The sequence below is a fragment of the Nonomuraea candida genome (assembly GCF_000725485.1).
GTDB lineage: Bacteria > Actinomycetota > Actinomycetes > Streptosporangiales > Streptosporangiaceae > Nonomuraea > Nonomuraea candida.
Genome location: NZ_JOAG01000012.1, coordinates 277523 through 301962, shown reverse-complemented (window position 1 = coordinate 301962; position 24440 = coordinate 277523). Strand labels below are relative to the sequence as shown.

General features: G+C 72.1%; 20 protein-coding genes. 12 read left to right on the top strand and 8 right to left on the bottom strand.

What is annotated here, in order from left to right:
- Positions 1-136: 136 nt before the first annotated feature.
- Complete coding sequence (gene galE / locus IO39_RS13295) at positions 137-1084, bottom strand: UDP-glucose 4-epimerase GalE (RefSeq protein WP_043621154.1); 948 nt, start codon at positions 1082-1084, stop codon at positions 137-139.
- An 86-nt stretch (positions 1085-1170) separates the two neighbouring features.
- Between galE and IO39_RS13290 the strand changes: the two genes are divergently transcribed.
- The 4 genes from IO39_RS13290 to IO39_RS13275 all read left to right on the top strand — a co-directional run bounded on the left by IO39_RS13290 (position 1171) and on the right by IO39_RS13275 (position 6929).
- A complete protein-coding gene (locus IO39_RS13290; protein WP_043621151.1) occupies positions 1171-2484 on the top strand; it encodes a hemolysin family protein in 1314 nt (437 codons plus the stop codon).
- A gap of 14 nt (positions 2485-2498) precedes the next feature.
- Positions 2499-3503 carry a tryptophan--tRNA ligase gene (trpS, locus tag IO39_RS13285; RefSeq protein ID WP_043621147.1) on the top strand — a complete coding sequence of 335 codons (1005 nt, stop codon included), beginning with the start codon at positions 2499-2501 and terminating at the stop codon, positions 3501-3503.
- Between the two features lie 241 nt (positions 3504-3744).
- Positions 3745-6204, top strand: coding sequence for an ABC transporter permease (locus IO39_RS13280; protein WP_043621145.1), 2460 nt, complete (start codon positions 3745-3747; stop codon positions 6202-6204).
- Positions 6201-6929 (top strand): ABC transporter ATP-binding protein, encoded by a 729-nt coding sequence (locus tag IO39_RS13275; protein ID WP_043621141.1) that lies wholly within the window; start codon positions 6201-6203, stop codon positions 6927-6929. Before IO39_RS13280 ends, IO39_RS13275 begins: the two co-directional genes overlap by 4 nt.
- 80 nt (positions 6930-7009) lie before the next feature.
- Here the strand turns inward: IO39_RS13275 and IO39_RS13270 are convergent, their stop codons facing one another.
- From IO39_RS13270 to IO39_RS13260, 4 genes are all read right to left on the bottom strand, one after another.
- Positions 7010-7672 (bottom strand): response regulator, encoded by a 663-nt coding sequence (locus IO39_RS13270; RefSeq protein ID WP_043621137.1) that lies wholly within the window; start codon positions 7670-7672, stop codon positions 7010-7012.
- Entirely contained in the window at positions 7669-8856 is a 1188-nt protein-coding gene (locus IO39_RS13265) for a sensor histidine kinase (protein ID WP_052422828.1), read from the bottom strand. Before IO39_RS13265 ends, IO39_RS13270 begins: the two co-directional genes overlap by 4 nt.
- 180 nt (positions 8857-9036) lie before the next feature.
- On the bottom strand, positions 9037-9231 hold the full coding sequence (locus IO39_RS54320) for a hypothetical protein (protein ID WP_157548270.1): 195 nt from the start codon (positions 9229-9231) through the stop codon (positions 9037-9039).
- A gap of 102 nt (positions 9232-9333) precedes the next feature.
- Positions 9334-10524, bottom strand: coding sequence for a helix-turn-helix domain-containing protein (locus tag IO39_RS13260; RefSeq protein WP_043621134.1), 1191 nt, complete (start codon positions 10522-10524; stop codon positions 9334-9336).
- A gap of 222 nt (positions 10525-10746) precedes the next feature.
- Between IO39_RS13260 and IO39_RS13255 the strand changes: the two genes are divergently transcribed.
- The gene (locus IO39_RS13255; protein ID WP_052422827.1) at positions 10747-11736 is read left to right on the top strand and encodes a YihY/virulence factor BrkB family protein; all 990 of its coding nucleotides are present in this window, start codon (positions 10747-10749) and stop codon (positions 11734-11736) included.
- Between the two features lie 104 nt (positions 11737-11840).
- On the opposite strand, the gene IO39_RS13250 is transcribed toward IO39_RS13255, so the two are convergent.
- The gene (locus IO39_RS13250) at positions 11841-12995 is read right to left on the bottom strand and encodes a D-alanyl-D-alanine carboxypeptidase family protein (RefSeq protein ID WP_043621131.1); all 1155 of its coding nucleotides are present in this window, start codon (positions 12993-12995) and stop codon (positions 11841-11843) included.
- Positions 12996-13078: 83 nt separating this feature from the next.
- Between IO39_RS13250 and IO39_RS13245 the strand changes: the two genes are divergently transcribed.
- A complete protein-coding gene (locus tag IO39_RS13245; protein ID WP_043621128.1) occupies positions 13079-13297 on the top strand; it encodes an SCO4848 family membrane protein in 219 nt (72 codons plus the stop codon).
- Positions 13298-13393: 96 nt separating this feature from the next.
- On the opposite strand, the gene IO39_RS13240 is transcribed toward IO39_RS13245, so the two are convergent.
- Positions 13394-14746, bottom strand: a complete 1353-nt coding sequence (locus tag IO39_RS13240; RefSeq protein WP_043621125.1) for a peptide ligase PGM1-related protein — start codon at positions 14744-14746, stop codon at positions 13394-13396.
- A 534-nt stretch (positions 14747-15280) separates the two neighbouring features.
- Here IO39_RS13240 and IO39_RS13235 point away from each other — a divergent pair.
- A complete protein-coding gene (locus tag IO39_RS13235; RefSeq protein WP_043621122.1) occupies positions 15281-16504 on the top strand; it encodes a M20 family metallopeptidase in 1224 nt (407 codons plus the stop codon).
- 169 nt (positions 16505-16673) lie between these two features.
- Here the strand turns inward: IO39_RS13235 and IO39_RS13230 are convergent, their stop codons facing one another.
- Positions 16674-18581: a Xaa-Pro dipeptidyl-peptidase gene (locus IO39_RS13230; protein ID WP_043621119.1), complete on the bottom strand. Its 1908-nt coding sequence runs from the start codon at positions 18579-18581 to the stop codon at positions 16674-16676.
- Positions 18582-18871: 290 nt separating this feature from the next.
- On the opposite strand from IO39_RS13230, the gene IO39_RS13225 reads away from it, so the two are divergent.
- The 5 genes from IO39_RS13225 to IO39_RS13205 all read left to right on the top strand — a co-directional run bounded on the left by IO39_RS13225 (position 18872) and on the right by IO39_RS13205 (position 24437).
- Positions 18872-19939, top strand: coding sequence for a BMP family lipoprotein (locus IO39_RS13225; RefSeq protein ID WP_043621116.1), 1068 nt, complete (start codon positions 18872-18874; stop codon positions 19937-19939).
- Positions 19940-20021: 82 nt separating this feature from the next.
- Positions 20022-21629, top strand: a complete 1608-nt coding sequence (locus IO39_RS13220) for an ABC transporter ATP-binding protein (protein WP_043621114.1) — start codon at positions 20022-20024, stop codon at positions 21627-21629.
- The gene (locus tag IO39_RS13215; protein ID WP_043621111.1) at positions 21629-22768 is read left to right on the top strand and encodes an ABC transporter permease; all 1140 of its coding nucleotides are present in this window, start codon (positions 21629-21631) and stop codon (positions 22766-22768) included. The genes IO39_RS13220 and IO39_RS13215 overlap by 1 nt, the downstream gene beginning before the upstream one ends.
- Positions 22765-24045: an ABC transporter permease gene (locus IO39_RS13210; protein WP_043621107.1), complete on the top strand. Its 1281-nt coding sequence runs from the start codon at positions 22765-22767 to the stop codon at positions 24043-24045. The genes IO39_RS13215 and IO39_RS13210 overlap by 4 nt, the downstream gene beginning before the upstream one ends.
- Complete coding sequence (locus IO39_RS13205; RefSeq protein ID WP_043621104.1) at positions 24042-24437, top strand: cytidine deaminase; 396 nt, start codon at positions 24042-24044, stop codon at positions 24435-24437. Before IO39_RS13210 ends, IO39_RS13205 begins: the two co-directional genes overlap by 4 nt.
- Positions 24438-24440 lie beyond the last annotated feature (3 nt).

Below are 24440 nucleotides of genomic sequence, written 5' to 3'. Positions count from 1 at the left end.
GGGGTCGCGAAGACCACGCCGGCCGCGGCCAGGAGGCTGGCCATCACGACGAGGGCGCAGAAGACCAGCTTCGTGACCCTTGGTGAAAAGCTCCTCACATTTCGGTATCACAGCACATATTCGCGCCGCGCATGGCTCATTCGCCAGAAAGCGCTCCCCAGGCGTCCGAAACGATGTCGCGCAGCGACGCGCGCTCGGCCTTCCACCCCAGCTCCCGCTGGATCTTGGCGGACGAGGCGACGAGCACGGCCGGGTCGCCCGCCCGCCGGCCTTCGACGACGGCGGGGATCTCGTGCCCGGTCACCTCGCGGCAGACCGAGATCACCTCCTGCACGGAGAACCCGGTGCCGTTGCCCAGGTTGTAGATCCGGTGCTCGCCCGGCGTGGTCGCGTCCAGCGCGAGCAGGTGGGCCTTGGCCAGGTCGGCGACGTGGATGTAGTCGCGCACGCAGGTGCCGTCGGGCGTGGGGTAGTCGGTGCCGAACACGCTCACCGACGCCCGCTCGCCGGTCGCCACCTTCAGCACGTTGGGGATGAGGTGGGTCTCGACGGCGTGCCGCTCGCGGTAGCGGCCGTAGGCGCCGGCCACGTTGAAGTACCGCAGGCTCACCGCGCCCAGCCCGCGCTGGCGGGCGTAGGCGCTCAGCGCGGTGTCCACGGCCAGCTTGGAGGCGCCGTAGGGGTTGGTCGGGCGCGTCGGGTCGCCCTCCTCGATCGGCGAGCGCTCCGGCTCCCCGTACGTGGCCGCCGTCGAGGAGAACACGATCCGGTCCACGCCGTGGTCCCGCATGGCGTCGAGCAGCCCCAGCGTCCCGCCCAGGTTGTTGTCCCAGTAGCGCCCCGGCTGCTGCACCGACTCGCCCACCAGCGACCTGGCCGCGAAGTGCAGCACCGCCTCCACGCCGGCCAGCGCCTGCCCGGCCTCGGTGATGTCGGCGCGCACGAAGCGGGCGCCCTCGGGGACGGCGTCCTCGTGCCCGGTCGACAGGTCGTCGAGGACGGTCACGTCGTGCCCCGCCTCGACGAGCTGGGCGGCGACGACGCTGCCGATGTACCCGGCGCCACCGGTGACCAGTAGCCTCATGTGCACTCCTGTTCAAATATGTTTGATTTTGTAAGGCTTGGGGTTCAGCATACGCGGGAAACCCGACGAGTACGCTGCCAACCACAATGTTTGACACCGTCGCGGCCAACATCGCCCTGGTCCTGCTGTTCATTCTGATCGGCGGCTTCTTCGCCGCCGCCGAGATCGCGATGGTCTCCCTGCGCGACAGCCAGGTCCGCAAGCTCTCGCAGCGCGGCCGGCGGGGCGAGCGCGTGGCCAAGCTGGCCAGAGACCCCAACAGGTTCCTGTCCGCCGTGCAGATCGGCGTGACCGTGGCCACCATGTTGTCGGCCGCGTTCGGCGCCGACCGGCTCGCCGCGCAGTTCTCGCCCGTGCTGGAGGGCTGGCGGGTGCCGGCCGCCGTGGCGCCCGTGCTGTCGCTGGTGCTGGTGACGCTGGCGATCTCGTATGTGTCGCTGGTGCTCGGGGAGCTGGCGCCCAAGCGGCTGGCGCTGCAGCGGGCCGAGGGGCTGTCGCTGTTCGTGGCGCCGTTCCTGGACCGCATCGCGGCCCTGTCGCGGCCGATCATCTGGATGCTGTCCAAGTCCACCGACGGCGTGGTCAGGCTGCTCGGCGGCAACCCGAAGGCCGACAGGGAGGAGGTCACCACCGAGGAGCTGCGCGACATGGTGGTGGGCCACACCGACCTGACGGCCGACGAGCGCAAGCTCATCGCCGAGGTGTTCGCCGCCGGCAAACGGCAGCTCAGGGAGGTGATGCTGCCGCGTACGGAGGTCGAGTTCATGGAGGCCGACACCCCGCTGAACGAAGCCGCCCGCCTGGCCGCCACGCTCCCGCACTCGCGCTTCCCGGTCTACCGGGAGACCTACGACGAGGTGATCGGCTTCGTGCACGTCCGCGACCTGCTCGACCCCGAGCTGATCGGGCGCGCCGAGCCGATCAGCGCCGTGGTGCCGATCAGGACCGCCAAGTTCGTGCCCGCCTCCAAACGCCTGCTCAGCACCCTGAACGAGATGCGCGACGAGGGCCAGCACCTGGCGATCGTGGTGGACGAGTACGGCGGCACCGCCGGCATCGTCACCATGGAGGACCTGGTCGAGGAGCTGATCGGCGACATCAGGGACGAGTACGACGTCGAGGAGGACGTCGTCATCCTGCCCGCGGGCGAGATCGAGATCGACGGCCTGACGAACCTCAACGACTTCGCCACCGAGACCGGCATCCGCCTGCCGGACGGCCCGTACGAGACGCTGGCGGGCTTCGTCATGGCCATGCTGGGGCACGTGCCGGCGGTCGGGGAGCGGGTGGAGTTCTCCGGCTTCGAGCTGGCCGTCACCGAGCTGGACGGCCGCCGCATCGCGCGGGTGCGGGTGAAACGCCGACCGGCCGCCGAGTCGCTCCCCGACCAGGATTCCTGACACAATTGCCTGCTATGGCCAGACCTCGTGTATTCTCCGGCATCCAGCCCACCGCGGACTCCTTCCACCTGGGCAACTACCTGGGTGCGTTGCGCCAGTGGGTCCCCATGCAGGAGACCCACGACGCCTTCTACTGTGTGGTCGATCTCCACGCGCTGACCGTGAGCCCCGAGCCCGCCCAGCTGCGCGCCCGCACCCGCGTGGCCGCCGCGCAGCTGTTCGCCTGCGGCCTCGACCCGGAGCGCTCCACCGTCTTCGTGCAGTCGCACGTGCGCGAGCACACGGAGCTGACGTGGATCCTCCTCTGCCTCACCGGCATGGGCGAGGCGGCCAGGATGACGCAGTTCAAGGACAAGGCGGCGAAATACGGGGAGAGCGCGGCCGGCGTCGGCCTGTTCACCTACCCGATGCTGATGGCCGCCGACATCCTGCTCTACCAGGCCGACCAGGTGCCCGTCGGGGCCGACCAGAAGCAGCACCTGGAGCTGACGCGCGACCTCGCCCAGCGCTTCAACCACCGCTTCGGCGACACGTTCACGATGCCCGAGCCGTTCATCCCCAAGGAGGTCGAGAAGATCACCGACCTCCAGGACCCGACGGCGAAGATGTCCAAGTCGTCCTCCAGCCCGCAGGGCATCCTCGACGTCCTGGAGCAGCCGGGGCCGCTGCGCAAGAAGATCATGCGCGCGGTCACCGACACGGGCTCCGAGGTGCTCTTCGACGAGACCAACAAGCCGGGCATCTCCAACCTGCTGCGCATCCAGGCGGCGCTGACCGGCACGCCCATTCCCGAGCTGGTCGCCCGCTACGAGGGCCAGGGCTACGGCACGTTCAAGAAGGACGTCGCGGAGGCCGTGGTCGAGACGTTCTCGCCGATCAGGGAGCGCACGGAGAAGCTGCTGTCCGACGAGACCGAGCTCGACCGCCTGCTGGCCATCGGGGCCGAGCGCGCGGCGGCGGTGGCCAGGGAGACCATGGCCGTCGTGCGCGAGCGGGTGGGCTTCCTGCCCAAGCTCTAGCCTTCCTGGCCACGAGGGGCCGGTCACGCCGATCACCCGGCGCGACCGGCCCTTTTCCGTGCCCGGCACCAACCCCCGCCGCCGTAGCAGCCGCAAGCCGCCACCGCACCCGGCCCCGCCACCGCACCCGGCCCCGGACCCGCCACCGCATCCGCACCCGGACCCACGCCGGAGCCGGGCGGGACCCGGGCACCCCCGCGACAGGGACCCCGGTACCGCCCGGAGATCGTCCCGGCGGCCGATGATCGGCCCCGCCGCGGCCAGCAGGCTGGAAGGGCAGGTCACGGAGGGAGGCGGCACGGTGGTGTGGATGGCGTGGCGGACGGTGCGCAGGCATCCGGGCAGTGTGGCGGGCGCGCTCGTCAGCCTGGTCGTCGCGGCCACGATGGTCAGCGCGCTCTGGTTCGTCATCGATTCGGCGAACGCCCGGCAGGCCCCCGTCGAGCGGTATGCCGGCGTGCCCCTGGTCGTCGGCACCGGCATGGTCGCGGGGGCGATCCCCCCCGAGCTGGTCACGGCCGTGCGCGCGCTGCCGGAGGTGGGCGCGGCGGTGCCCGAGCTGACGTTCGCCGTCGGCGGCGTCGACGCGGACGGCCCGGTCTGGGGGCACGGCTGGTCGAGCGCGGTGCTGACGCCCTTCCGCCTGAGCGCGGGCCGGCCGCCACGGGGCGCGGGCGAGGTGGTCGTGGACGCGCGCCTGGCGGGGGCCGGCGTGGGCGACCGCGTCGCGCTGGAGGTGGCCGGCGTCGTACGGACCTGCCTGGTCGTGGGCGTGGCGACGGCGGCGGCGGAGCCGCGTCACCAGACGGCGCTGTTCTTCGCCGACGACCACGCCGCCACGCTGGCCGGCCGCGGCACGGGCGGCGACGCGCTCGGAGTCTTCCCCCGGCCGGGGGTCGGGACGGCGGCGCTGGCCGCGGCGGTGTCGCGGGTCGTGGCGCCGTACGAGAGCGCCGGGGTGCGCCTGGCCACCGGCGCGGCGCGCGGTCTGGAGGAGGGCACGCCCGCCGGCCCGCAGACCGGCCTGTGGTTCCTGCTGGCGATGACGGCGCTGGTCGCGACCGGTATGGTGGCCGCCGCCCAGGGCCTGTCGGTACGGCGGCGCGGCATGGAGATCGCGGTCCTGCGCGCCCTCGGCGCCCGCCCCCGGCAGATCCGCCGCATGCTGCTCGCCGAGGGGCTGCTGCTGTCGGCGCTCGCCACGGCGATCGGCCTCCCGCTGGGCATGCTGGCCGCCCCCGTGGTGGCCGGCCGGTTCCGTGACTTCGGCAACCTGGGCGCGGCGTTCGAGCTCGGCTACCGCCCGGCGCCCATGGCGTGGACGCTCGCGTTCACCCTGGCCGTCGCGCTGGCGGCGAGCCTCATGGCGGTGGCGCGGGCGCTGCGCGTCCGGCCGGGCGACGCGCTCGGCGAGGCCCCGCAGGAGGGCCGGCGCGCCGGCCGGGCCAGGCTGCTGAGCGGGCTGGCGCTGCTGGCCGTGGCCGCCGCGCTCACCGCGCTGCTGCTCGGGCGCGTGACGGACTTCGGCGGGCCCGTCGGGACGATGGCCGCGCAGTTCCTCATGATCGCCCTGGTCGTGGCCGCCGCCGGGCTGGTCGCGCCGTGGGTCGTGCTGAGCGCGGGCCGGCTGGTACGCGCCGTGATCGGCCGCGTGTCCCCGGTGGGCGGCTTCCTCGCCACCGCCAACGTGATCTTCAACCACCGCCGGTTCGCCGGCGCGGTCGGGGCGATCGCGCTCGGCATGACGCTGGTCGGCGTGGTCGTCGGCACCCAGCTCTTCTACGACTGGCGCGCGGCGGCGTGGGCGGCCAGGGAGGTGCGCGCCGACCACGTGCTGCTGCCCGCGCACCCGGCCGCCGGCCTGTCGGAGGAGGTGCGGCGCGGGGCCCAGGAGCGCGCGGTCGGCGTGCGCTCCATGCCGGCCACGCTGAACGGCAGGCCCACGGACCTCACGGTGGCCACCGGCGACGTCACCCGGGTCCTGGACCTGGCGCTGCCGCACGCGCCCGGCGCGGGCGAGGTCGCGCTCGACGCGTCGCTGGCGGGCAGGAGCGGCGCCCAGGTCGGCTCGCGGCTGCGCGTGCGCCTGCCGGGGGCCCGCGAGGACGACCTGCGCACGGTGACCGGCATCTACCCGGACACGCCGGAGCTGGCGTCCATGCTGGTGACCACCGTCGGCGACGGCGCGGCGCGGCTGGGGCGGGGGCCGTACCAGAAGGTGTACGTACGCGGCGCGCTCGCCCGCCCCACCCCCCTGGCGCTGACCAAGCGGGACTACGTCTGGCACACCGCCCGCGAGCACGCCGCGCGCAACCGCGCCCTGCCCTACGTCTCCGTGCTCGTGGCGCTGTTCGGCCTGGTGGCGGCCGTCAACGGCCTCTGCCTGGCGCTGCTGGACCGCGGCCGCGAGTTCACCGGCATGCGCCGGCTGGGCCTGCGCCGCGCCCAGATCGCCCGCATGATCTGCTGGGAGAGCCTGCTCACCGTGCTCCCCGTCCTCCTCCTGGCCCTGGCGGCCACCGTCTGGACCACGCTGGTGCACGCCGTCAGCGAGCCGGGCGGCCCGGCGGCCCTGGCCTCCTTCATCCCCTTCGACTGGCTGGCCTCCCTCGGCGGCGGCGCGCTCCTGGCCGCACTGGCCGGCTCGCTGCTCGCCGTACGGGCCGCCATGCGCAACCAGGAAAGGCAGGGTCTGGCATGACCGAACCCGCGGTACGGCTGAACCAGGTCGGCAAGGTCTACGGCACGGGCCCGTCCCCCGTGCACGCGCTCAAGGACGTCACCCACGACTTCGCCCGCGGCTCGTTCACCGCGGTCATGGGACGGTCGGGATCGGGCAAGACCACGCTGCTGCAGTGCGCCGCCGGGCTGGTGCGGCCCACCTCGGGCGCGGTCAGCGTGGGCGGGCGCGACCTGGCGGCGCTCGGGGAGAACGAGCTGGCCGCCCTGCGCGGGGAGCGGATCGGGTTCGTCTTCCAGTCCTACAACCTGCTGCCCGCGCTGACCGCCAGGGAGAACATCGAGCTGCCGCTGCGGCTGGCGGGCCGCAGGGCCGAGCCGGGGCGGGTGGCGGAGCTGATCGCCAGGACCGGCATCGCCGGGCACGTGGACCGGCGCCCGCACGAGCTGTCCGGCGGCCAGCAGCAGCGGGTGGCCATCTGCCGGGCGCTGGTGGCCGGGCCCGACGTCGTCTTCGCCGACGAGCCGACGGGCAACCTGGACAGCGCGGCCGGACGGGAGATCCTGGCCATGCTGCGCCTCGTCGTGGACACCCTGGGGCAGACGGTCATCATGGTCACCCACGACGCGCAGGCCGCCACCCTGGCCGACACCGTGCTCGTCCTGAGCGACGGCCGGGTGGCGGACGTCGTCGCGGGCGCCGCGCTCCGCCACGGCCCGCCGGGCCTCACCAGCCCGGCCCCGTAGCCGGGCGGCCGGTCCCCGATGCTCGCGGGTGCCCGGGATGACCGGCCGGTCCCGTGGCGGGGGCGGCCGGTTCCCCTTGCTCACGGCGTGCCGGGGGTGACCAGGCCGGCCTCGTAGGCGGCGATGACGGCCTGGGCGCGGTCGCGTACGGCGAGCTTGCCGAACAGGTCGCTCACCCGGTTCTTCACCGTCGAGACCGACAGGCCCAGCTCGCCGGCGATCTGCGTGTTCGACAACCCGCGCGCGATGAGCTCCAGCACCTGCCGCTCGCGCTCGGTCAGCGCGGGCAGCTCCGCCAGGGACGGGGCCGCGCGCGGGCGGGCCGGCCGCACGAACGTCTCGATCAGGCCGACCAGCAGCCGGGGCGCGACCGCCGCCTCGCCCCTGTGCACGGTCCTGATGCCGTCGATGAGGTCCTCGGGGGTGGAGTCCTTGGGCAGGAACCCCGACGCGCCCGCCCGCAGCGCCGCCACCACGTGCTCCTCCAGGTCGAACGTGCTCAGCGCGAGCACCTTGACCTCGGGCAGCTCCCCGGTGATGCGCGCGGTCGCCGCCACGCCGTCCAGCTCCGGCAGGTAGAGGTCCATCAGCACCACGTCGGGCCGCAGCGCGTGGCACTGCCGCACCGCCTCCAGCCCGTCGGCCGCCTCGCCCGCCGTGGTCAGGCCCGGCGCGGTCTCCAGCAGCAGCCGCAGCCCGGTGCGGACGATGGCGTGGTCGTCCACGAGCAGTACCTTGATCACTTCGCCTCCGGCAGCGGGATACGGGCGTGCACCACGAAGCCTCCCTCAGGCGCGGGCCCGGCGCGCAGCTCGCCCCCGCACAACGACACCCGCTCGGCCATCCCCGCCAGCCCCAGCCCCATCCCGACGCCTCCCGCCCCGGCCCCGGCCCTGACCCCACCGGCCACCGCCCCACCGGCCACCGTCCCACCGGCCACCGTCCCGGCGGCGCCGGGGCGGGTGCGGCCGTCGTCGCTCACCTCCACCTCGACCAGCCCGGGCCGGTACGCCAGCCGCACCCGCGACCGGGCCCCCGCCGCGTGCTTGCGGGTGTTGGTGAGCGACTCCTGCACGATGCGGTAGACCGCGTGGTCCACGGTCGTCGGCAGCTCCACGGCCGTCCCCTCGACCTCCAGCGCGGCGTCGCCGGACTCCGCGACCAGCGCGGGCAGCCGCGCCACCCCCGCGCCCGACTGGTCGGCCACGGGCTCCCCGTCGGCGCGCAGCACGTCGAGCAGGTGGCGCATCTCGGCCATCGCCCGGCGGGCGGTGTCCTCGCCGGTGAGCAGCGTGTCGCGGGCGCGTTCGGGGTCGATCGGGATCGTGCGCCTGGCCACGCCCATGTAGAGGCCGATCACGCTGACGTGGTGGGCGATGACGTCGTGCAGCTCGCGGGCGATGCGGCGGCGCTCCTCGCGTACCGCGATCTCGGCGGCGAGCTGCTCGCGGCGGTGGGCCAGCTCCACGCGCAGGCGGACGATGTGACCGGCCGCCACCGGGAGCGCGGGCGTCAGCACGACGGCCAGCACCGCGGGCATCGGCCCGGTCAGGGAGAGGCCGGCGAGCAGCACGCCGGCGGGCACGGACAGCGCGCCCACCACGAGCGAGACCCGGCCCGGGGCGTGCCGGCCCACGCTGTAGAGGGCGATCAGCATCGCGCTGACCGGGGCGTCGTACTCCGGCGGCCGGGTGCCCGCCGCGTAGAGGAGCGTGACGAGCACCGCCACGACGACGGGGTGGCGGCGGCGCAGCGGCATCAGGGCGGCGCCGGCCAGGGCGAGCAGGACCACCTTGACGCCCAGGCCCCAGTGGGCCAGGCCGAGCTCCGCCGCGAGCACCACCACGACGGGCACGGCGCCGGCCGGCCCGGGGGAGAGGCGCCACGGGGCCCCGGCCCGGCCCGGGCGCGGCAGTCGTTCGCGCAAGGCCCCGGCGATCACCTGTCCAATGCACCACACCGGCACAGGACCGCGCAAACCGCCGGGGCGGAGGAGAGGAGGGGCGGAGGGAGGAGGAGGGGAGGAGGGGGAGGGGGCGGCGCGGGCGTGGGGGCCGCGCCCGCGTCGACCGCCCGGCCTTCGGGCCCGTGGAGGCGGGCCCGACGGTCAGGCTCTCCGGGCCGCCCGGTGCACGCGCAGGAGGGCACGGAGGGCGGCCAGGCTGGGTCTGGTGACCCGGGTCTCGTCGCGAACGGCGGTCCACCCGGAATGGTCCCTGTGGAAGGACCATCCGGGGAACTCGCGCGTCGCCTCCTGCTGGAGGCGTTCCATGACGAAATCAGCACTGGGCGCTCTGGTCATGGGACGCAGAGTGGCATCGCCATACCTGACCGTGACGAACTCCGGCGCAGGATCTCCCCGTTCGCATCGGGCGAACTCTGAGTTCGCGAAAGGGAAGGCGTTTCAGATGGGGATGTCGTGCCGCTCGGCGAGATGACGCACCTCCGACGCCCAGGACGGCCGCGCCCGCCGCGCCAGCGACCGGACCATCTCTCTCAGCAGCAGCTTGTGGTCGAGCTCCTCGGGGCATTCCCGCTCGATCCGCAGGAGATGGAGCAGGCTGGCGGCGTCGTCGCCCAGGTCCTCGCAGGCGCGGGCGACGTCGCCGAGATGGGTGGCGCGCCGCTCGATGGACGGCGTGCGCCGCAGGTCGATGTCGTCGGCCACGTGCAGCACCGCCTCGGGACGGCCGACGTCGTTCTCGATGCTGGCCATGTGGATGGCGACGTTCGTGGGGCCGAAGAAGGCCTGGTCGTAGACGGCGGAGGCGTCCTCGACCCGCGCGGCCAGGCGCGCCGCGGGGCCGCGCACGCGCTCCCTGGCCGCGTCGTCCTCGCCCATGCGGGCCTCACCGATCGCGGCGAGCAGGTGCAGCGCGCCGAGCGCCTTGATGTGGCGCTCGTCGCCGTCGCCGGCGTGCGGTTCGAACAGCTCGATGCCGCGCCGCGCGACGTCGTACGCGATCTGGTGCATGTCGTCGGACAGCATCGACTGCCCCAGGTTCCAGTACGCCCACGCGACCATCAGCGGGTCGCCCGACTCCTCGGCGAAGCGCATCGCCCGGTCGGCCGCCAGGTGCGCCAGGTCCACCCGCCGCAGATGCTTCAGCACCCCCCTGGCCAGCAGGTACGCGTCGGTCGCCACGTTGTACGACTGCGGCGTGTGCTCCAGGGCCAGCCGCTCGGCGTCGGTGACCAGGGACGGCAGCGCGGCCATGAGGATCGAGTAGCGGCGCGTGGAGGTGAACCAGGCGTTGCGGGCGGCCGCAACGCGCTCGCCGAGCTGCGCGGCGTCGGGCGGCTCGATGTCGGGCCCCAGGGAGCGGCTGGTGAACAGGGCCCGCTCGATGTCGCTGATCTGCGGCCTGCTGGGCTCGTGGGAGTCGCGCGGGGTCTCTCCTAACAGCACCGCCGTGCGTACGCCGAGCACTTTGGCGATCTCTCGCAGCAGGGGCAGCGAGGGGGTTCGTTTGCCGTGCTCGATCAGCTCGATGTGCCTGGTGGTGCAGCCGGACTGCGTGGCCAGCGCGGTGGTGCTCATGCCACGTCGTTCGCGCTGGAGCCTGACCATCTGCCCGGTGCTGATTTCGGCCATGGGCGTGGCGCCTCCTGGATCGGTCCCAACTCCCACAGGCTAGGGCTCCCGATGTGCGCCTGCCATGGTTTCCGCCCTGCTCAGGGGCAGGCCAGGCCCGGTATCGGCGGTATGCCCACCGATACCCGTTGTGTCGCTCCGGCGGTGGCGGGGCCAGGGCGGGCCGGAGGATGATCGTCGCCCCCGGCCCGGGGTAGGGGGTTCCCGGGAGAAGAGGGTGAGATGACGAGCCTGACGCAGCGCGTGGAGTCGGTGAAGTCCTGGTGGCGCGGCAAGCTGGACTCCTGGCGGGTCCGCAGGCTGTCGCTCGACCACCTCATCCGGGCGGGGCAGCGCTACCAGCTCCAGTACGGCGACCGGCTGGCCGGCGCGGTCACCTACTTCGCGTTCCTGTCCTTCTTCCCGCTGGTGGCCCTCGGCTACGCCGTGCTCGGGTTCGCGGTGGCGACCAGCGAGCCGACCCGCAGCGCCCTGGAGCAGGCGATCGCCGAGCGGCTGCCCGGCATCGCGGAGCAGCTCAACCTCAAGGTCATCGCCAGGGCCAAGGAGACCGCCGGCATCATCGGCCTGCTCGGCCTGCTCTACGCCGGGCTCGGCGCGCTCGACGCGCTGCGCGGGGCGCTGCGCGAGATGTCGATGACCACCACGCCGCCGCTCAACTTCTTCGTCGGCAAGCTGCGCGACCTGGCCTCGCTGCTCCTGCTCGGCGTCACGGCGATCAGCTCGGTGCTGGTCGCCGGGTTCGCCACGACCGCCACCGACAAGGTCATGCACTTCCTGCTCGGCAGCCAGTCCGCGCTGGCCGGCCTCGGGTTCAGGGTGGCGGGGGTGGCGGCGAGCGTGGGGGCCGACTGGCTGCTGTTCATGATCCTGCTCGGCTGGGTGGCGCGGCCGACCCAGCCGCTCCGGGTGATCGCCAAGGGGGCGCTGCTGGGCGCGATCACGTTCGGGGTGCTCAAGCAGGTCGCGACCCTGCTGCTGGCCACCACGCTGGGCAACCCGGTCTACGGGACGTTCGCCGTCATCGCCGGGCTGCTGGTCTGGATGAACTTCTCGGCCCGGCTCGTGCTCTTCGTGGCCGCCTGGACGGCCACCTCGGGGCTCTGCCCGCCGCCGTCCCCGTCCCCGATCCCGGCCGGGGAGGTGAACGGCCCGGCGGGCACGGGCCCGGCGCCCCGTCCGGCCCACGCCCCCGGGCGGCCGGACGCGTGACCGCGCAGCGGATGCGACGCGCGTACGCGCAGCGGGTGCGACGCGCGTACGCGCAGCGGGTGCGCGATCAGGCGGGTGCGGGCCGGACGCGGGCGGTCAGAGCGTCAGAGGCGTGAGCGGCCGCGTTTGCGGCGGATGCCGTAGCCCAGCCAGAGCAGCCCGAACAGCAGGCCCCCGCCGATCACCAGCGAGCCGACCGTCTTGGTGGAGTCGGTCTGCTTGGCGGCGGCCGAGTCCAGCAGCGGCGGTTGCGCGGCCGGCGTGACCGAGACGCCGGGCGAGCTTCCTGCTCCCGGCGCGCTCGTGGCGGCGGGCGCGGCGCCCGGCTGGTGCGGGGCGGCCTGCGCCGTGGCGGGCAGCGGGTCCACCAGCCGCCCGACCGGGGCGGCCTTGCCCCGTACGGAGAAGCCCCAGTTCAGCAGGTCGGCCACCTCCTCCCAGAAGTAGCCCTCGTGCCGCATGATGCTCACCACGATCGTGTGCCCGCCACGGGTGGCCGCGCCGACGAAGCTGGCCCGGGCCTTCGACGTCCAGCCGTTCTTGACGCCGACCGTGCCCTCGTAGCGCCAGAGCAGCTTGTTGTGGTTGCTGATCTCGTAGTGCCCCTTGGGCGCGGGGAACTTGGCGGTCTTCGTGCTGATGTAGCGGCGGAAGTCGGGGTTGGCCAGCCCGGCGCGGGCGATCAGCGCCAGGTCGTACGCCGAGCTGCTCTGCCCCGGCTGGTCCAGGCCGCTGGGCGTCTTGGCGACCGTGTCGTACGCCTGCAGCCGCTTGGCCTCGGCGTTCATGTCGAGCATGGTCTTGGCCACGCCGCCGTTCGTCTCGGCCAGCGCCATGGCGGCGTCGTTGCCGGACGACATCATCAGCGCCTTGAACAGGTCGTCGATCTTGTAGGAGACCTTCGGCGACAGGCCGACCGCGCTGCCCTCCTGGTTGCAGGCGTTGTGGCTGGGCCGGATCTTGCGGTTCTTGTCGAGCTTGGGGATCAGGGTGAGCGCGGTCAGCGTCTTGAGCGTGCTGGCCGGCAGGTAGCGCCCGTGGGCGTCCTTGGCCGCCAGCACCTCACCCGTGTCGACGTCCGCGATGACGTACGAAGTAGCCTTGCTCTTGGGCGGCTTCTTCACGCCTTCGGGCGCGACCAGGCCGCGGCTGCCCAGCGCCTCGCCTCCCACCGGTGTCGTCGGTGCGGCGTGTGCGGTGCCGCCGGTGAGCGAGACCGCGGCGATGAGTGCCGTGACCGGCACGAGTTTCGTCCACATGGCGGTCTCAGCGTAGCTCCGTGTTAATGCACATGTGGCGACACATCCCCCGAAGATCCACGTTCGATGCTAGAGAGGTACATGTGTCACGAAAGATCGCCGGATTCCTCATCATCCTGGGCGCGTTCATGATCTTCGAGTGGGTGAACCTGGGGTTTAACTTGGCCGACGGCCATCCGACCAGCTTCTACGTGGTGCACGGCATCCTGATCGTGGTGAACGTCATCCTCGGCGTCGTGCTGGGGGTCATCGGCTGGCGCGGTTTCTCAGCCGCCAAGGGCCGCAAGGGGAGCGCCGGCTGAGGCGGTCGTACGGGGAGCGCCGGCTGAGCGGTCGTGAGGCGGCGCCGGCCGAAGGGCGTGAGGGGGCGCCGGCCGAAGGGCGTGAGGGGGCGCGGGTCAGGGGCCGCAGAGCAGGCGGCGGGTGAGCGCGTGCAGCTCGTCGGCCTCCTCGCGGGAGTCGCCGATCGAGGTGAAGCCCAGCTTGCCGTGCTCGGGGATGGCCCCGAGCAGGTGGAAGACGTTCCCGGTACGGCGTGCCGCGTCGAAGCCGATGCCGAGCCGCTCCGCCGTCCGCATCACGTCACCCGGAGTACGCCCCCGGAGGCAGGCGGAGGCGCAGTTGTCGGTCGCGGTGTAGTACTTGGGCCGGTTTTCGGACATGAGCAGACCGGTGGCCGAATCGTATTTCGCCCCCGTCGTCAGCACGGCGGCGCCGAACGGGTGCGTGGTGCCGCCGATGCGCAGGTTGATCTCGCACAGCAGCGCCGCGTACCCGGCGTCGGCCTTGAGGGCGAAGAAGTCCATCCCGAACAGCCCGATCACGCCCCGCTCGGCCAGCACCCGCGCGATCCTGATGGCGGAGTCGCCCACCTCGGCGCGGTACTCGGGCGCCGCGGGGAACGTGCAGCCCTGGTAGACGTGCCCGTTGGGGCCGCCGAGCACCTGGTCGTGCGTGGCCAGCACCCGGGCGTCGCCGCCGGGCGTGACCTGGACGAGCGCGCTGGGGTGGTAGAGCGGGCGATGCTCGATGAACTCCTCGACCACGCCGCCGCGCTCGCGGAGCTTGGCGGTGAAGCTGCCCCAGGTCTCGCCCTCGGCGGAGAAGCTGGTCAGCGACCTGTCGGCCTTCGTGACGACGGCGTTGCCGAGCCCGGAGTAGCCGTCGTTCAGCTTGACGATCACCCGCTCGCCGGGCAGGGCCTCCATGGCCTCCTCGACCTGGAGCACCGAGCGGACGTCGGCGAAGCCGCGCGCCATCGGCACGCCGGCCTCGTGGCCCACCTCCCGCGACCCGCTCTTGGAGCCGTAATAGGACAGGGACGTGGCGGGCCCGTAGAGCGGGACGCCGAGGAGCGCGGCCAGCTCCTCCTCCAGCTCGCTGAGCACGAACGGCACCATCCAGGCGTCGCCGTCGATCGCCGAACGTAACTGCTCCAGGACGTCGGGACGGTCGAGCAGGGTCCTGGTCAACGGCTGGGACCAGGGGTCGTCGAGGCTGATCAGGGTCAGCCGCTTGGCGGCGTCGTCCGGGTCGGGCAGGAAGGCGAAGTAGTAGTCGACGATGTCGGGATCGACCGGCGCGGAGGAGAGGTAGACCACCTTGACCCCGGGCTCGCGCAGCGTGAGCAGCAGGAACAGCAAGCGCTCCTCGTAGGACCTGGCTCCCGTGATCCGGCGGAGCTCATCCTGCGGAAGGGAGAGCGAGGGCACGACCACCAGGGTCCCCTCGCCCGGCTCAAAGATGCTCAACCCAGCACACTTCTCCCCGAACGGGATTTTAGTGATCATACAGCGAGTGAAACACGCATTCTTCTCAAATGCAGCAATCGCCAGAGTGTGATGACCATGACAGAAGGTGACAGGATTCGGAATCACTGACCACGTTTGAACTGGCAGCCTCGGGTCACGATCTACTGATCCCTTGTGACTATTTCCGGATCAGCCGTATGTGTGCGGAGCGCGACTTTCCGGTGGTTACGGGCCTGCCGTCGGCTAACTTTTGGGGTATCTGTCGGCGCGCAGTCGCGCGGGAGCGATAAAGTCGAAGCATCGCCATCGGGCTCACGGCCGACCGCTGTGCTCGCGGGCTGCGGCGGCACTCGCGACCGATGACCGCATGGGCCCGGGCTGACGATCTCGCGCACCGAAACCAGCGGGTGTGTCTTTGGCCCGCCGAGCGGCCGTTCGACCGGGTGGTCGCCGCGGGATGGAGAGTATTTACAGCGCAGCCGCGATGGCCACGCACGTTTGCGGGGCGCGCGGCACAGGACGGGACGGTGACATATGCGGGGACGTGAGCTGCGGGGGGAACTCGACGCGTTCCTGGCGGAGAATGAGCAGGAGCTGGTGGCATTCCGCCGCGACCTGCACATGCACCCCGAGCTGGCCTTCGCCGAATATCGCACGACACAGCGGATCGCCGAGCGGCTCACGGCCGCCGGCCTGCGGCCCTCCGTGCTCCCCAGAGGCACCGGGCTCATCTGCGACGTGGGCAGCGGCGACGGGCCGACCGTCGCGTTGCGGGCCGACATCGACGCGCTGCCGCTGCAGGACGAGAAGGACGTGCCCTATCGCTCGACCGTGGCCGGCTCCTGCCACGCCTGCGGGCACGACGTGCACACCACGGTCCTGCTCGGCACCTCGCTCTTCCTGGCCCAGCAGGCGGCCGCGGGGCTGCTGCCGGGCCGGGTGCGCCTGATCTTCCAGCCCGCGGAGGAGCTGCCGGGCGGCGCGCTGGAGGTCATGGCCCAGGGCGGCATCAGCGGCGTGGACCGCATCTTCGGCCTGCACTGCGACCCGCGGGTGGACGTGGGGCAGGTCGGGCTCAGGTCCGGCCCGATCACCTCGGCCTGCGACAAGATCGTCATCAGGGTCACGGGCCCCGGCGGCCACACCGCCCGCCCCCACCTGACCGCCGACCTCGTCTTCGCCCTGGCCAAGATCCTCACCGAGCTGCCCGCGGCCCTGTCGCGCCGCGTCGACCCGCGCTCGTCGCTGAGCCTGGTGTGGGGCAAGGTCGTGGCCGGCTCGGCGGCCAACGCGATCCCCGACGACGGGGTGGCCGAGGGCACGGTGCGCTGCCTCGACGAGAACGCCTGGCACGCCGCCCCCGACCTGATCAAGACCCTGCTGGAGTCGGTGGCCGGCGCCTACGGCGTCGAGGCCACGATGGACTACACGCGCGGCGTGCCGCCGGTGGTCAACGACGAGGTCAGCGTCGAGATGCTGGCGGAGGCGGCCGAGCGGGCGCTGGGCGCGGGCGCGGTCGTGCCGACCGAGCAGTCGCTCGGGGGCGAGGACTTCGCCTGGTACCTGGAGTCGATCCCGGGGGCGTTCGCCCGGCTCGGCACCCGGTCGCCCGACGGGGTGACGTACGACATCCACCAGGGCACGTTCGACGTCGACGAGAAGGCGATCGCGATGGGCGTGCGGGTGATGGCCGCCACGGCGCTGACGGCGCTGTGGGAGGTCGGGCCGCTCGACTCGATCACCACCGCGATGGCCTGACACGACACGCCGGGCGCCGCGCCGCGGCGGACCCCGCCGGCATGCACGCCGGCCGGACGTCATACAGCCCGCGCCGGCCTGCACGCCGGCGGCAGGACGCCGTGCACGCGGCCCGCCCGCACAAGCGGGGCGGGCCGCGTGCCGTCTCAGCGGGGTCTGCCGGGGGCGGTCAGCGGAGCCGGCCGAAGGTGACGGGCAGGTGCAGGGACGACTTGCCGGGGGAGACCGTGATCCGGGTGCCCGGCGGGTAGCGCAGCGTGTAGTCGCGATCGGTGGAGATGATCACCAGGCCCAGCCGGTGGCCCTTCTTGAACACGTAGTCCGTCGGCTGGAAGTCCCAGGTGAAGGTGTAGTCCTTGCCGGGGCGCAGCGGCTCCGTCCGGTCGGCGCGGTGGCGGTTGCGGACGTCGATCCAGCCCCTGGTGACGATCTTGTAGGGGGTGCTCGCGGTGCCGAGCTGCCTGAGCGTGGTGCAGCCCGTGTCGCCGGGCACGCCCTGCCCGTAGCAGTAGGTCTGGCCGGTCGAGACCAGCGTGCCGTTCGGGCGCACGTCCGTGCCGTAGTCCACCAGCAGCGCCGTCAGGTACGGCGACGCGCCGTCCTTGACCGAGGCCCGCACGGAGACCGTCGGCGTCCCCGCGATCCGCACGTCGGCGGGCAGCGCGCCGGTCGTGTAGGCCAGCCGGTTCGGGTCGGCCCCCGTCGCCTCCACGAGCTGCTCGGCCGTCCTGTCCTTCTGGTCCACGAACGACTCGGGGGCCGTGTGCCGGCGCGGCGTCAGGCCGAGCGTCGAGCCGGGGCCCGGGTGGAGCGGCACGGTGACGGTGCCCGGCGGCGGCCAGGAGCGGTGCCGGGTCCACTGGCCGGCGGCGATCTCCACGTCGGCCTGCGGCTCGCGCATGACGCCCGAGTCGATGCCGTGCAGCCAGTGGTCGAACCAGCCGTGCAGCTGGCGCAGCCACTCGGCGGTGCGCAGGCTGAAGGGGTTCATGTGGGTGCCCTGGTGCAGCCAGAGCTTGCGCGGCACGTCCCGCTTGGCCAGCGCGTACCACCACTGGGCGAAGTGCTTGGTCTTGACGTTCCAGTCGTTGAGGCCGTGCACGACGAAGACGCTGGCCTTCACCTTGCGCACGTCGTTGAGGTAGTTGCGCTCGTCCCACAGCGGGCCGTAGTCGCCGGTGACGCGGTCCTGGGCGGCGGTGATGCCGTCGATCAGCGCGCCGCACGCCTGCTGGCCGTTCTCCCTGGTCAGCACGTATTTCGCGAGCACGTCCAGGTCCTCGCCCTGGAACCCGCCAGGGGCCAGGACGCCGCCGTTGGCGCGGTAGTAGTCGTACCAGCTGGAGATGGCGGCGATCGGCACGATCGTCTCCAGGCCCGCCACGCCGGTCGCGGCCACCGCGTTGGGCAGCGTGCCGTTGTAGGAGACGCCGATCATGCCGACCTTGCCCGTCGACCAGGTGGCCGTGACCGGGTTGCCCGCGGCGTCGAAGCCCTTGGCGCGGCCGTTCAGCCAGTCGATGGCGGCCTTGGGGCCGGCGGTCTCGTTGGGCGCGCCCGAGGTGGGGCAGCCGGTGGCGCGCCCGCTGCCGAGGTTCTCCACCAGCGCGACGGCGTAGCCGCGGGGCACGAAGTAGTTGTCGTAGTAGCCGTCGAAGGGCCCGGCGTCCTGCCGGGCCGACAGGGCGGTGAGCGCGGGCAGCGGGACGCCGTTCTCGTCCACGTCCACGGGGTGGTTGGCGACGTCGTTGCCGCCCGCGTAGTACGGGCTCGCCTCCATGATCACGGGGACCTTGAGCCCCTGCTCGGTCTCCTTGGGCCGCAGGATGTCCACGGCGACCCGGTCGGGGGCGCCGTCGTGGTCGCTGTCGGTGCCCGCCACCTCGACGAACACCGTCTGCTCGATGGCGTCGGCCCGGGAGAAGACGGGCTGGGTGGCGTTGTCCGCGATCGTGATGGCCGGGGTGGCTGAGGTGGCCGGCGGGCCGGGCGGGGCGGCGGTGGCGGGCGCGGTGCCGGCCAGGGTCGCCACGAGTAAGGCGGCCAGCGGCACGGAGAGTGCTCTCCAACGGTGCATGCGGGACTCCGATACGAAGATTTCGACCGTTCGCTGGGAATCTCCGTCACGATCGGCCCTGGGGCAAGGGGTGATCGACCACCAAAGTTGGGCAAATCTTTCCGCCGAGTGTCCTGTGTGACTGGATCGCGATTCAGGTCACGGTCGCGAGTGATGTCGGTAACGGAGCGGTTGCGACCCTGTGTCCCAGTTTGGTTGTCCCTGGTCAAGCAACTATCTTCCGTGCAGGTGCCGTACGTTTCTTCGCGCCCGCGATGAGATTCGGCGGCGGGGAAATGGAAGGAGTCGCCTTGCTCGGCAAGCGATTCAACAGGGTGGCGCTCGGCTCGGTCGCCGGCGTCATGCTCATGGCGGCGGCCGCGTGCGGCGGTGGCGGTGGGGGGACCACGGCCGGCCAGGAGCCGACGGGCGGCACGAGCGGCGAGGCGTCCAAGGGCGCGCTCAAGGTGGGACTCGCGTTCGACATCGGCGGGCGCGGCGACAAGTCGTTCAACGACTCGGCCTACGCCGGCCTGGAGAAGGCCAAGACGGAGCTGGGCGCCGAGATCAAGGAGATGAGCCCGTCCACGGACGGCTCCAACCGCGGTGACCTGCTGCGCCAGCTCGCCGACGCGGGCTACAACCCGATCATCGGCGTCGGGTTCGCCTACGCCGAGGACATCAAGAAGGCCGCCGAGGAGTACCCGGAGGTCCAGTTCGCGGTCGTCGACTCGGCCTCCAACGCCCCCAACGTGACCGGCCTGCTGTTCGCCGAGGAGCAGGGCTCCTACCTGGCGGGCGTCGCCGCCGCGACCAAGGCGGAGAGCGGCCACGTCGGCTTCGTCGGCGGCGTCGAGAACGACCTGATCAAGAAGTTCGAGGCGGGCTTCGTGGCGGGCGTGAAGTCCGTCAAGTCGGACGCCAAGATCGACGTGACGTACCTCACCCCCGACGGTGACTTCTCCGGCTTCAAGGCCCCCGACAAGGGCAAGGTCGCGGCCGAGAAGATGTACCAGAGCGGCGCGGACGTCATCTACCACGCCTCCGGCGACTCCGGCCTCGGCGTGTTCCAGGCGGCCGCGGCGGCCAAGAAGAAGGCCATCGGCGTCGACTCCGACCAGCGGCAGACGGTCAAGGAGACCGACCTGCAGTCGGTGATCATGACCTCGATGCTCAAGCGCGTGGACGTCGGCGTCTTCGAGTTCATCAAGGCCTTCCAGGGCGGCGCCAAGGGCGGCACGAACGTCACGTACGACCTGAAGGTCGACGGCGTGGGCCTGGCCACCACCGGCGGCGAGATCGACGACATCAAGGACAAGCTCGACGCTGCCAAGAAGGACATCGTCGACGGCAAAATCACGGTTCCTGCCAAGCCGTAATCGGGGTAGAAGAGACAGCTGAGGGCCCGGAGTCCCCACTTCGGGCCTTCTGTCTATGCCGCCCCCCTGTAGGAGAGGCGAAATGAGTGCTGACACCCTGGCCACGGCGAAACCCGCCGTAGAGCTGGAGGGCATCACCAAGCGTTTCCCCGGCGTCGTCGCGAACCACGACATCCGCATCACCGTCCGGCCCGGCACGGTGCACGCCATCGTCGGGGAGAACGGCGCGGGCAAATCGACCCTGATGAAGATCCTGTACGGCATGCAGAAGCCGGACGAGGGCACCATCAGGGTCAACGGCGCGGAGGTCAGCTTCCGCACGCCGAGCGACGCCATCGGGGTCGGCATCGGCATGGTGCACCAGCACTTCATGCTCGCCGACAACTTCACGGTCCTGGAGAACATCGTGCTCGGGGCCGAGCCGAAACGGGCCGGCCTGCTGGACACGGCCGCCGCCCGTGCCCGCATCAACGAGCTGGCCGAGACCCACGGCCTGCGGGTCGACCCCGACAAGCTCGTCGAGGACCTCGGCGTCGGCGACCGCCAGCGCGTCGAGATCCTCAAGGTCCTCTACCGCGGGGCCCGCATCCTCATCCTCGACGAGCCGACGGCCGTACTGGTGCCGCAGGAGGTCGAGGAGCTCTTCCAGAACCTGCGCGAGCTGAAGGCCGAGGGCCTGACCGTCATCTTCATCTCGCACAAGCTCGACGAGGTGCTCGGCATCGCCGACGCGATCACCGTGATCAGGCGCGGCACCACGGTCGCCAGCGTCGACCCGGGCGAGGTCACCGCGCGGCAGCTCGCCGAGCTGATGGTGGGCAGCGAGCTGCCCACGCCCGAGACCCGCGAGTCCACGGTGACCGACGTCGTGACGCTGAAGGTCTCCGGGCTCACCATGGAGGCCGACGGCCACCGCCCGGTGCCCAAGGGCGCCTCCGCCGAGGCGTACGTGGCCAAGCTGCGCGAGGAGGGCAAGCGCCTGCTGCTCGACGACGTGTCGTTCGAGATCCACCAGGGCGAGATCCTCGGCATCGCGGGCGTCGAGGGCAACGGCCAGTCCGAGCTGATCGAGGCCATCATGGGCATCCGCCCCGCGCACGGCCTCATCGAGCTGACCGGCCGGGACATCACCTCCTGGTCCACGCTCAGGCGCAGGGAGTCCGGCATCGGCTACATCCCCGAGGACCGCCACCGCCAGGGCCTGCTCCTGGAGGCGTCGCTGTGGGAGAACCGCGTGCTCGGCCACCAGACCAGGAAGCCCGCGCGCAGGGGCATCTGGATCAACCGGAAGGCGTCCAAGGCCGACACCGAGCGCATCGTCAGGGAGTACGACGTGCGCACGCCAGGCGTGGACACCCTGGCCCTGGCCCTGTCGGGCGGCAACCAGCAGAAGCTGATCGTGGGCCGGGAGATGAGCGGCGCGCCCGCGTTCCTCATCGCCGCCCACCCCACGCGGGGCGTGGACGTCGGCGCCCAGGCCGCCATCTGGGACCACCTGCGCGACGCGCGCGCGGCCGGGCTGGCGGTGCTGCTCATCTCGGCCGACCTCGACGAGCTGATCGGGCTGTCCGACGCGATCCAGGTCATCTACCGGGGGCGGCTCGTGGCCGCGCTCGACCCTTCCGACATCACGCCCGAGCGGCTGGGCGGCTACATGACCGGCGCCATCGCCGGCACTGAGGAGACGTGATGCCCGCCGGGCTCAACCGGGCGCTGCTCACCGTCGCCGGCGCCATCGTCGCCGTCATCCTGGCGATCGCGATCTGCAGCGTGGCGATCGTCGCCGCGGGCGGAGGCCCGCTCGACGCGCTCGCCGCCTTCTTCGACTTCGGCGCGACCGAGCGGGCGCAGTCGAACGGCGTCGCGGCCCTCATCGACCGGGCGATCCCGCTGTTCATCGCCGGCCTGGCGGTGGCCATCGGCTTCCGGATGAATCTGTTCAACATCGGCGTCGAGGGCCAGTACCGGATCGCCGCCATCTGCGCGGCCTACGTCGGCTCGACCTTCACCGCGCCGGGGTGGATCCAGATCTCGGTGATCATCATCGTCGCGGCGCTGGTCGGCGGCTTCTACGCGCTGGTCCCCGCGGTGATGAAGGTCACCAGGGGCGTGAACGAGGTCATCGCCACGATCATGCTGAACTACATCGCCATCAACCTGGCCTCCTACCTGGTCAGGGGCCCGTTCAGCGGCCAGAAGGAAGGCGACCTCACCACCACGACCCCGCCGCTGCCCGAGTCGGCGATGTTCCCCGACCTGAACTTCGTCTTCGACTGGTTCGGCATGGTCCGCCCGACCCGCGCGGGCGGCCTGTGGGGCTTCCTGCTGGTGGCGATCGTGCTGGGCGTGGTGGTCTGGCTGGTGCTGGAGCGCACCCGCTTCGGCTTCAACGTCAAGGCCAGCGGCCTCAACGGCCCCGCGGCGCTCGCCTCGGGCGTCGCCCCCAAGACGATGGTCATCGCGGCCATGGTGATGTCCGGCGCGGTCGCCGGGCTGATCGGCCTGCCGGAGATCCTCGGCGACCGGGGCGCCTACAACTCCAACTTCACCGCCGGGCTGGGCTTCCTCGGCATCGCGGTGGCACTGCTCGGCCGGAACAAGCCGGCCGGCATCGCGATCGCCGCGCTGCTGTTCGCCTTCCTCGACCGGGCCCAGGGCGCGCTGCAGGAGGCGCACGTGCCGGCGTCCGTGGTCACGATCATCCAGGGCGTGATCGTCCTGCTCGTCGTGATCGCCAACGAGATCACCAAGCGCCTCGCGCTCAGGCTCGAAGAGCGCCGGGCCGCCCAGCAGCTCGCCAGGAACACACCGGTTGAGGTGACAGCATGACCCGGGTCGGCAAGTACCACCTGGCGCTCGTCGGCGTCGCGGCGCTCATCCTGCTGCTGTCGCTGGTGCGGATCATCACCGGCCAGAACGACATCACCTCCTCCGGCACGTTCGGCGCCGCCCTGATGCTGGCGGTGCCGATCGGGCTGGCCGGGCTCGGCGGCCTGTGGGCCGAGCGGGCCGGCGTGGTCAACATCGGCCTCGAAGGCATGATGGTGCTCGGCACCTGGTTCGCCGGCTGGGCCGGATACCAGTGGGGCCCCCTGGCCGCGCTGGCCGCCGGGCTGCTCGGCGGCGCGCTCGGCGGCCTGCTGCACGCCATCGCGACCGTGACGTTCGGCGTGGACCACATCATCAGCGGCGTGGCCATCAACCTGCTCGGCCCCGGCGTCACCCGCTTCCTGTCGGAGGTGCTCTACAAGGAGGGCACCCAGGCGAACGAGGCCGGCGCGGGCATCACCACCTCACCCGCCGTCACCGGACGTACGTGGGAGCCCAGCCTGCCGATCCTCTCCGACGGCCCCGACCTGCTCGGCAAGCTGGAGAGCACGCACTGGTTCCTGCTGTCCGACGTGGCGGGCGTCCTGCGCGGCCTGACGCACAACGTCAACGTGCTGGTGATCCTGGCCGTGCTGCTGCTGCCGCTGACCTTCTTCGTGCTCTGGCGCACCGCCTTCGGCCTGCGGCTGCGCTCGGCCGGCGAGAACCCGTGGGCGGCCGAGTCGCTGGGCGTGAACGTCTACCGGATCAAGTACATCGCCGTCGTCATCTCCGGCGCGTTCGCCGGGCTGGGCGGCGTGTTCCTGGTCTTCATCTCCGACAAGTACGTCGAGGGCCAGACGGCCGGGCGCGGCTTCATCGGCCTGGCTGCGATGATCTTCGGGAACTGGCGGCCGGGCGGCCTGGCCGTCGGCGCCTCCCTGTTCGGCTACACCGAGGGCCTGCGGCTGCGCAGCGGCGAGGCGATCACCTCGTTCTTCCTGTTCGGAGCCGTGCTGCTGCTGATCTACCTGGGCCTGCAGATCCGCCGCCTGACCTCCTCCGGCCGGCCCGCCGAGCTGGCGGCCAGTGGCGCCAGGCAGTACACCCTGATGGCCTGCGCCGCTCTGGGCGCGGTCATCCTGTTCTGGCTCTGGCTGACCGTCGACCAGCTGCCGAACGAGTTCGTCTTCATCACGCCACACGTGCTCACGCTGCTCGTGCTCCTGGTCGCTTCGCAACGCCTGCGGATGCCCAAGGCCGACGGCGTCAGCTACCGCCGGGGGGAACAACATTGAACATCGACTGGGACGGCCTGCGCGACGAGGCGGCCGAGGCCATGCGGCACGCGTACGCGCCGTACTCGAAATTCCCCGTCGGGGCGGCGGCGCTGGTCGAGGACGGGCGCGTCGTCACCGGCTGCAACGTCGAGAACGCCTCCTACGGCGTCGGGCTGTGCGCCGAGTGCGGGCTGGTCTCGGCGCTGCAGCGCTCGGGCGGCGGCCGGCTGGTGGCCTTCACCTGCGTGGACGGCCACGGCGAGCTGCTGATGCCGTGCGGGCGCTGCCGCCAGCTCCTGTACGAGTTCGGCGGCGAGGACCTGCTGGTCGAGACCGAGGACGGGCCCAAGCGCATGGCCGAGATCCTGCCGTACGCGTTCGGGCCGCACGACCTCAGCAGGAGCGCGTGAGTG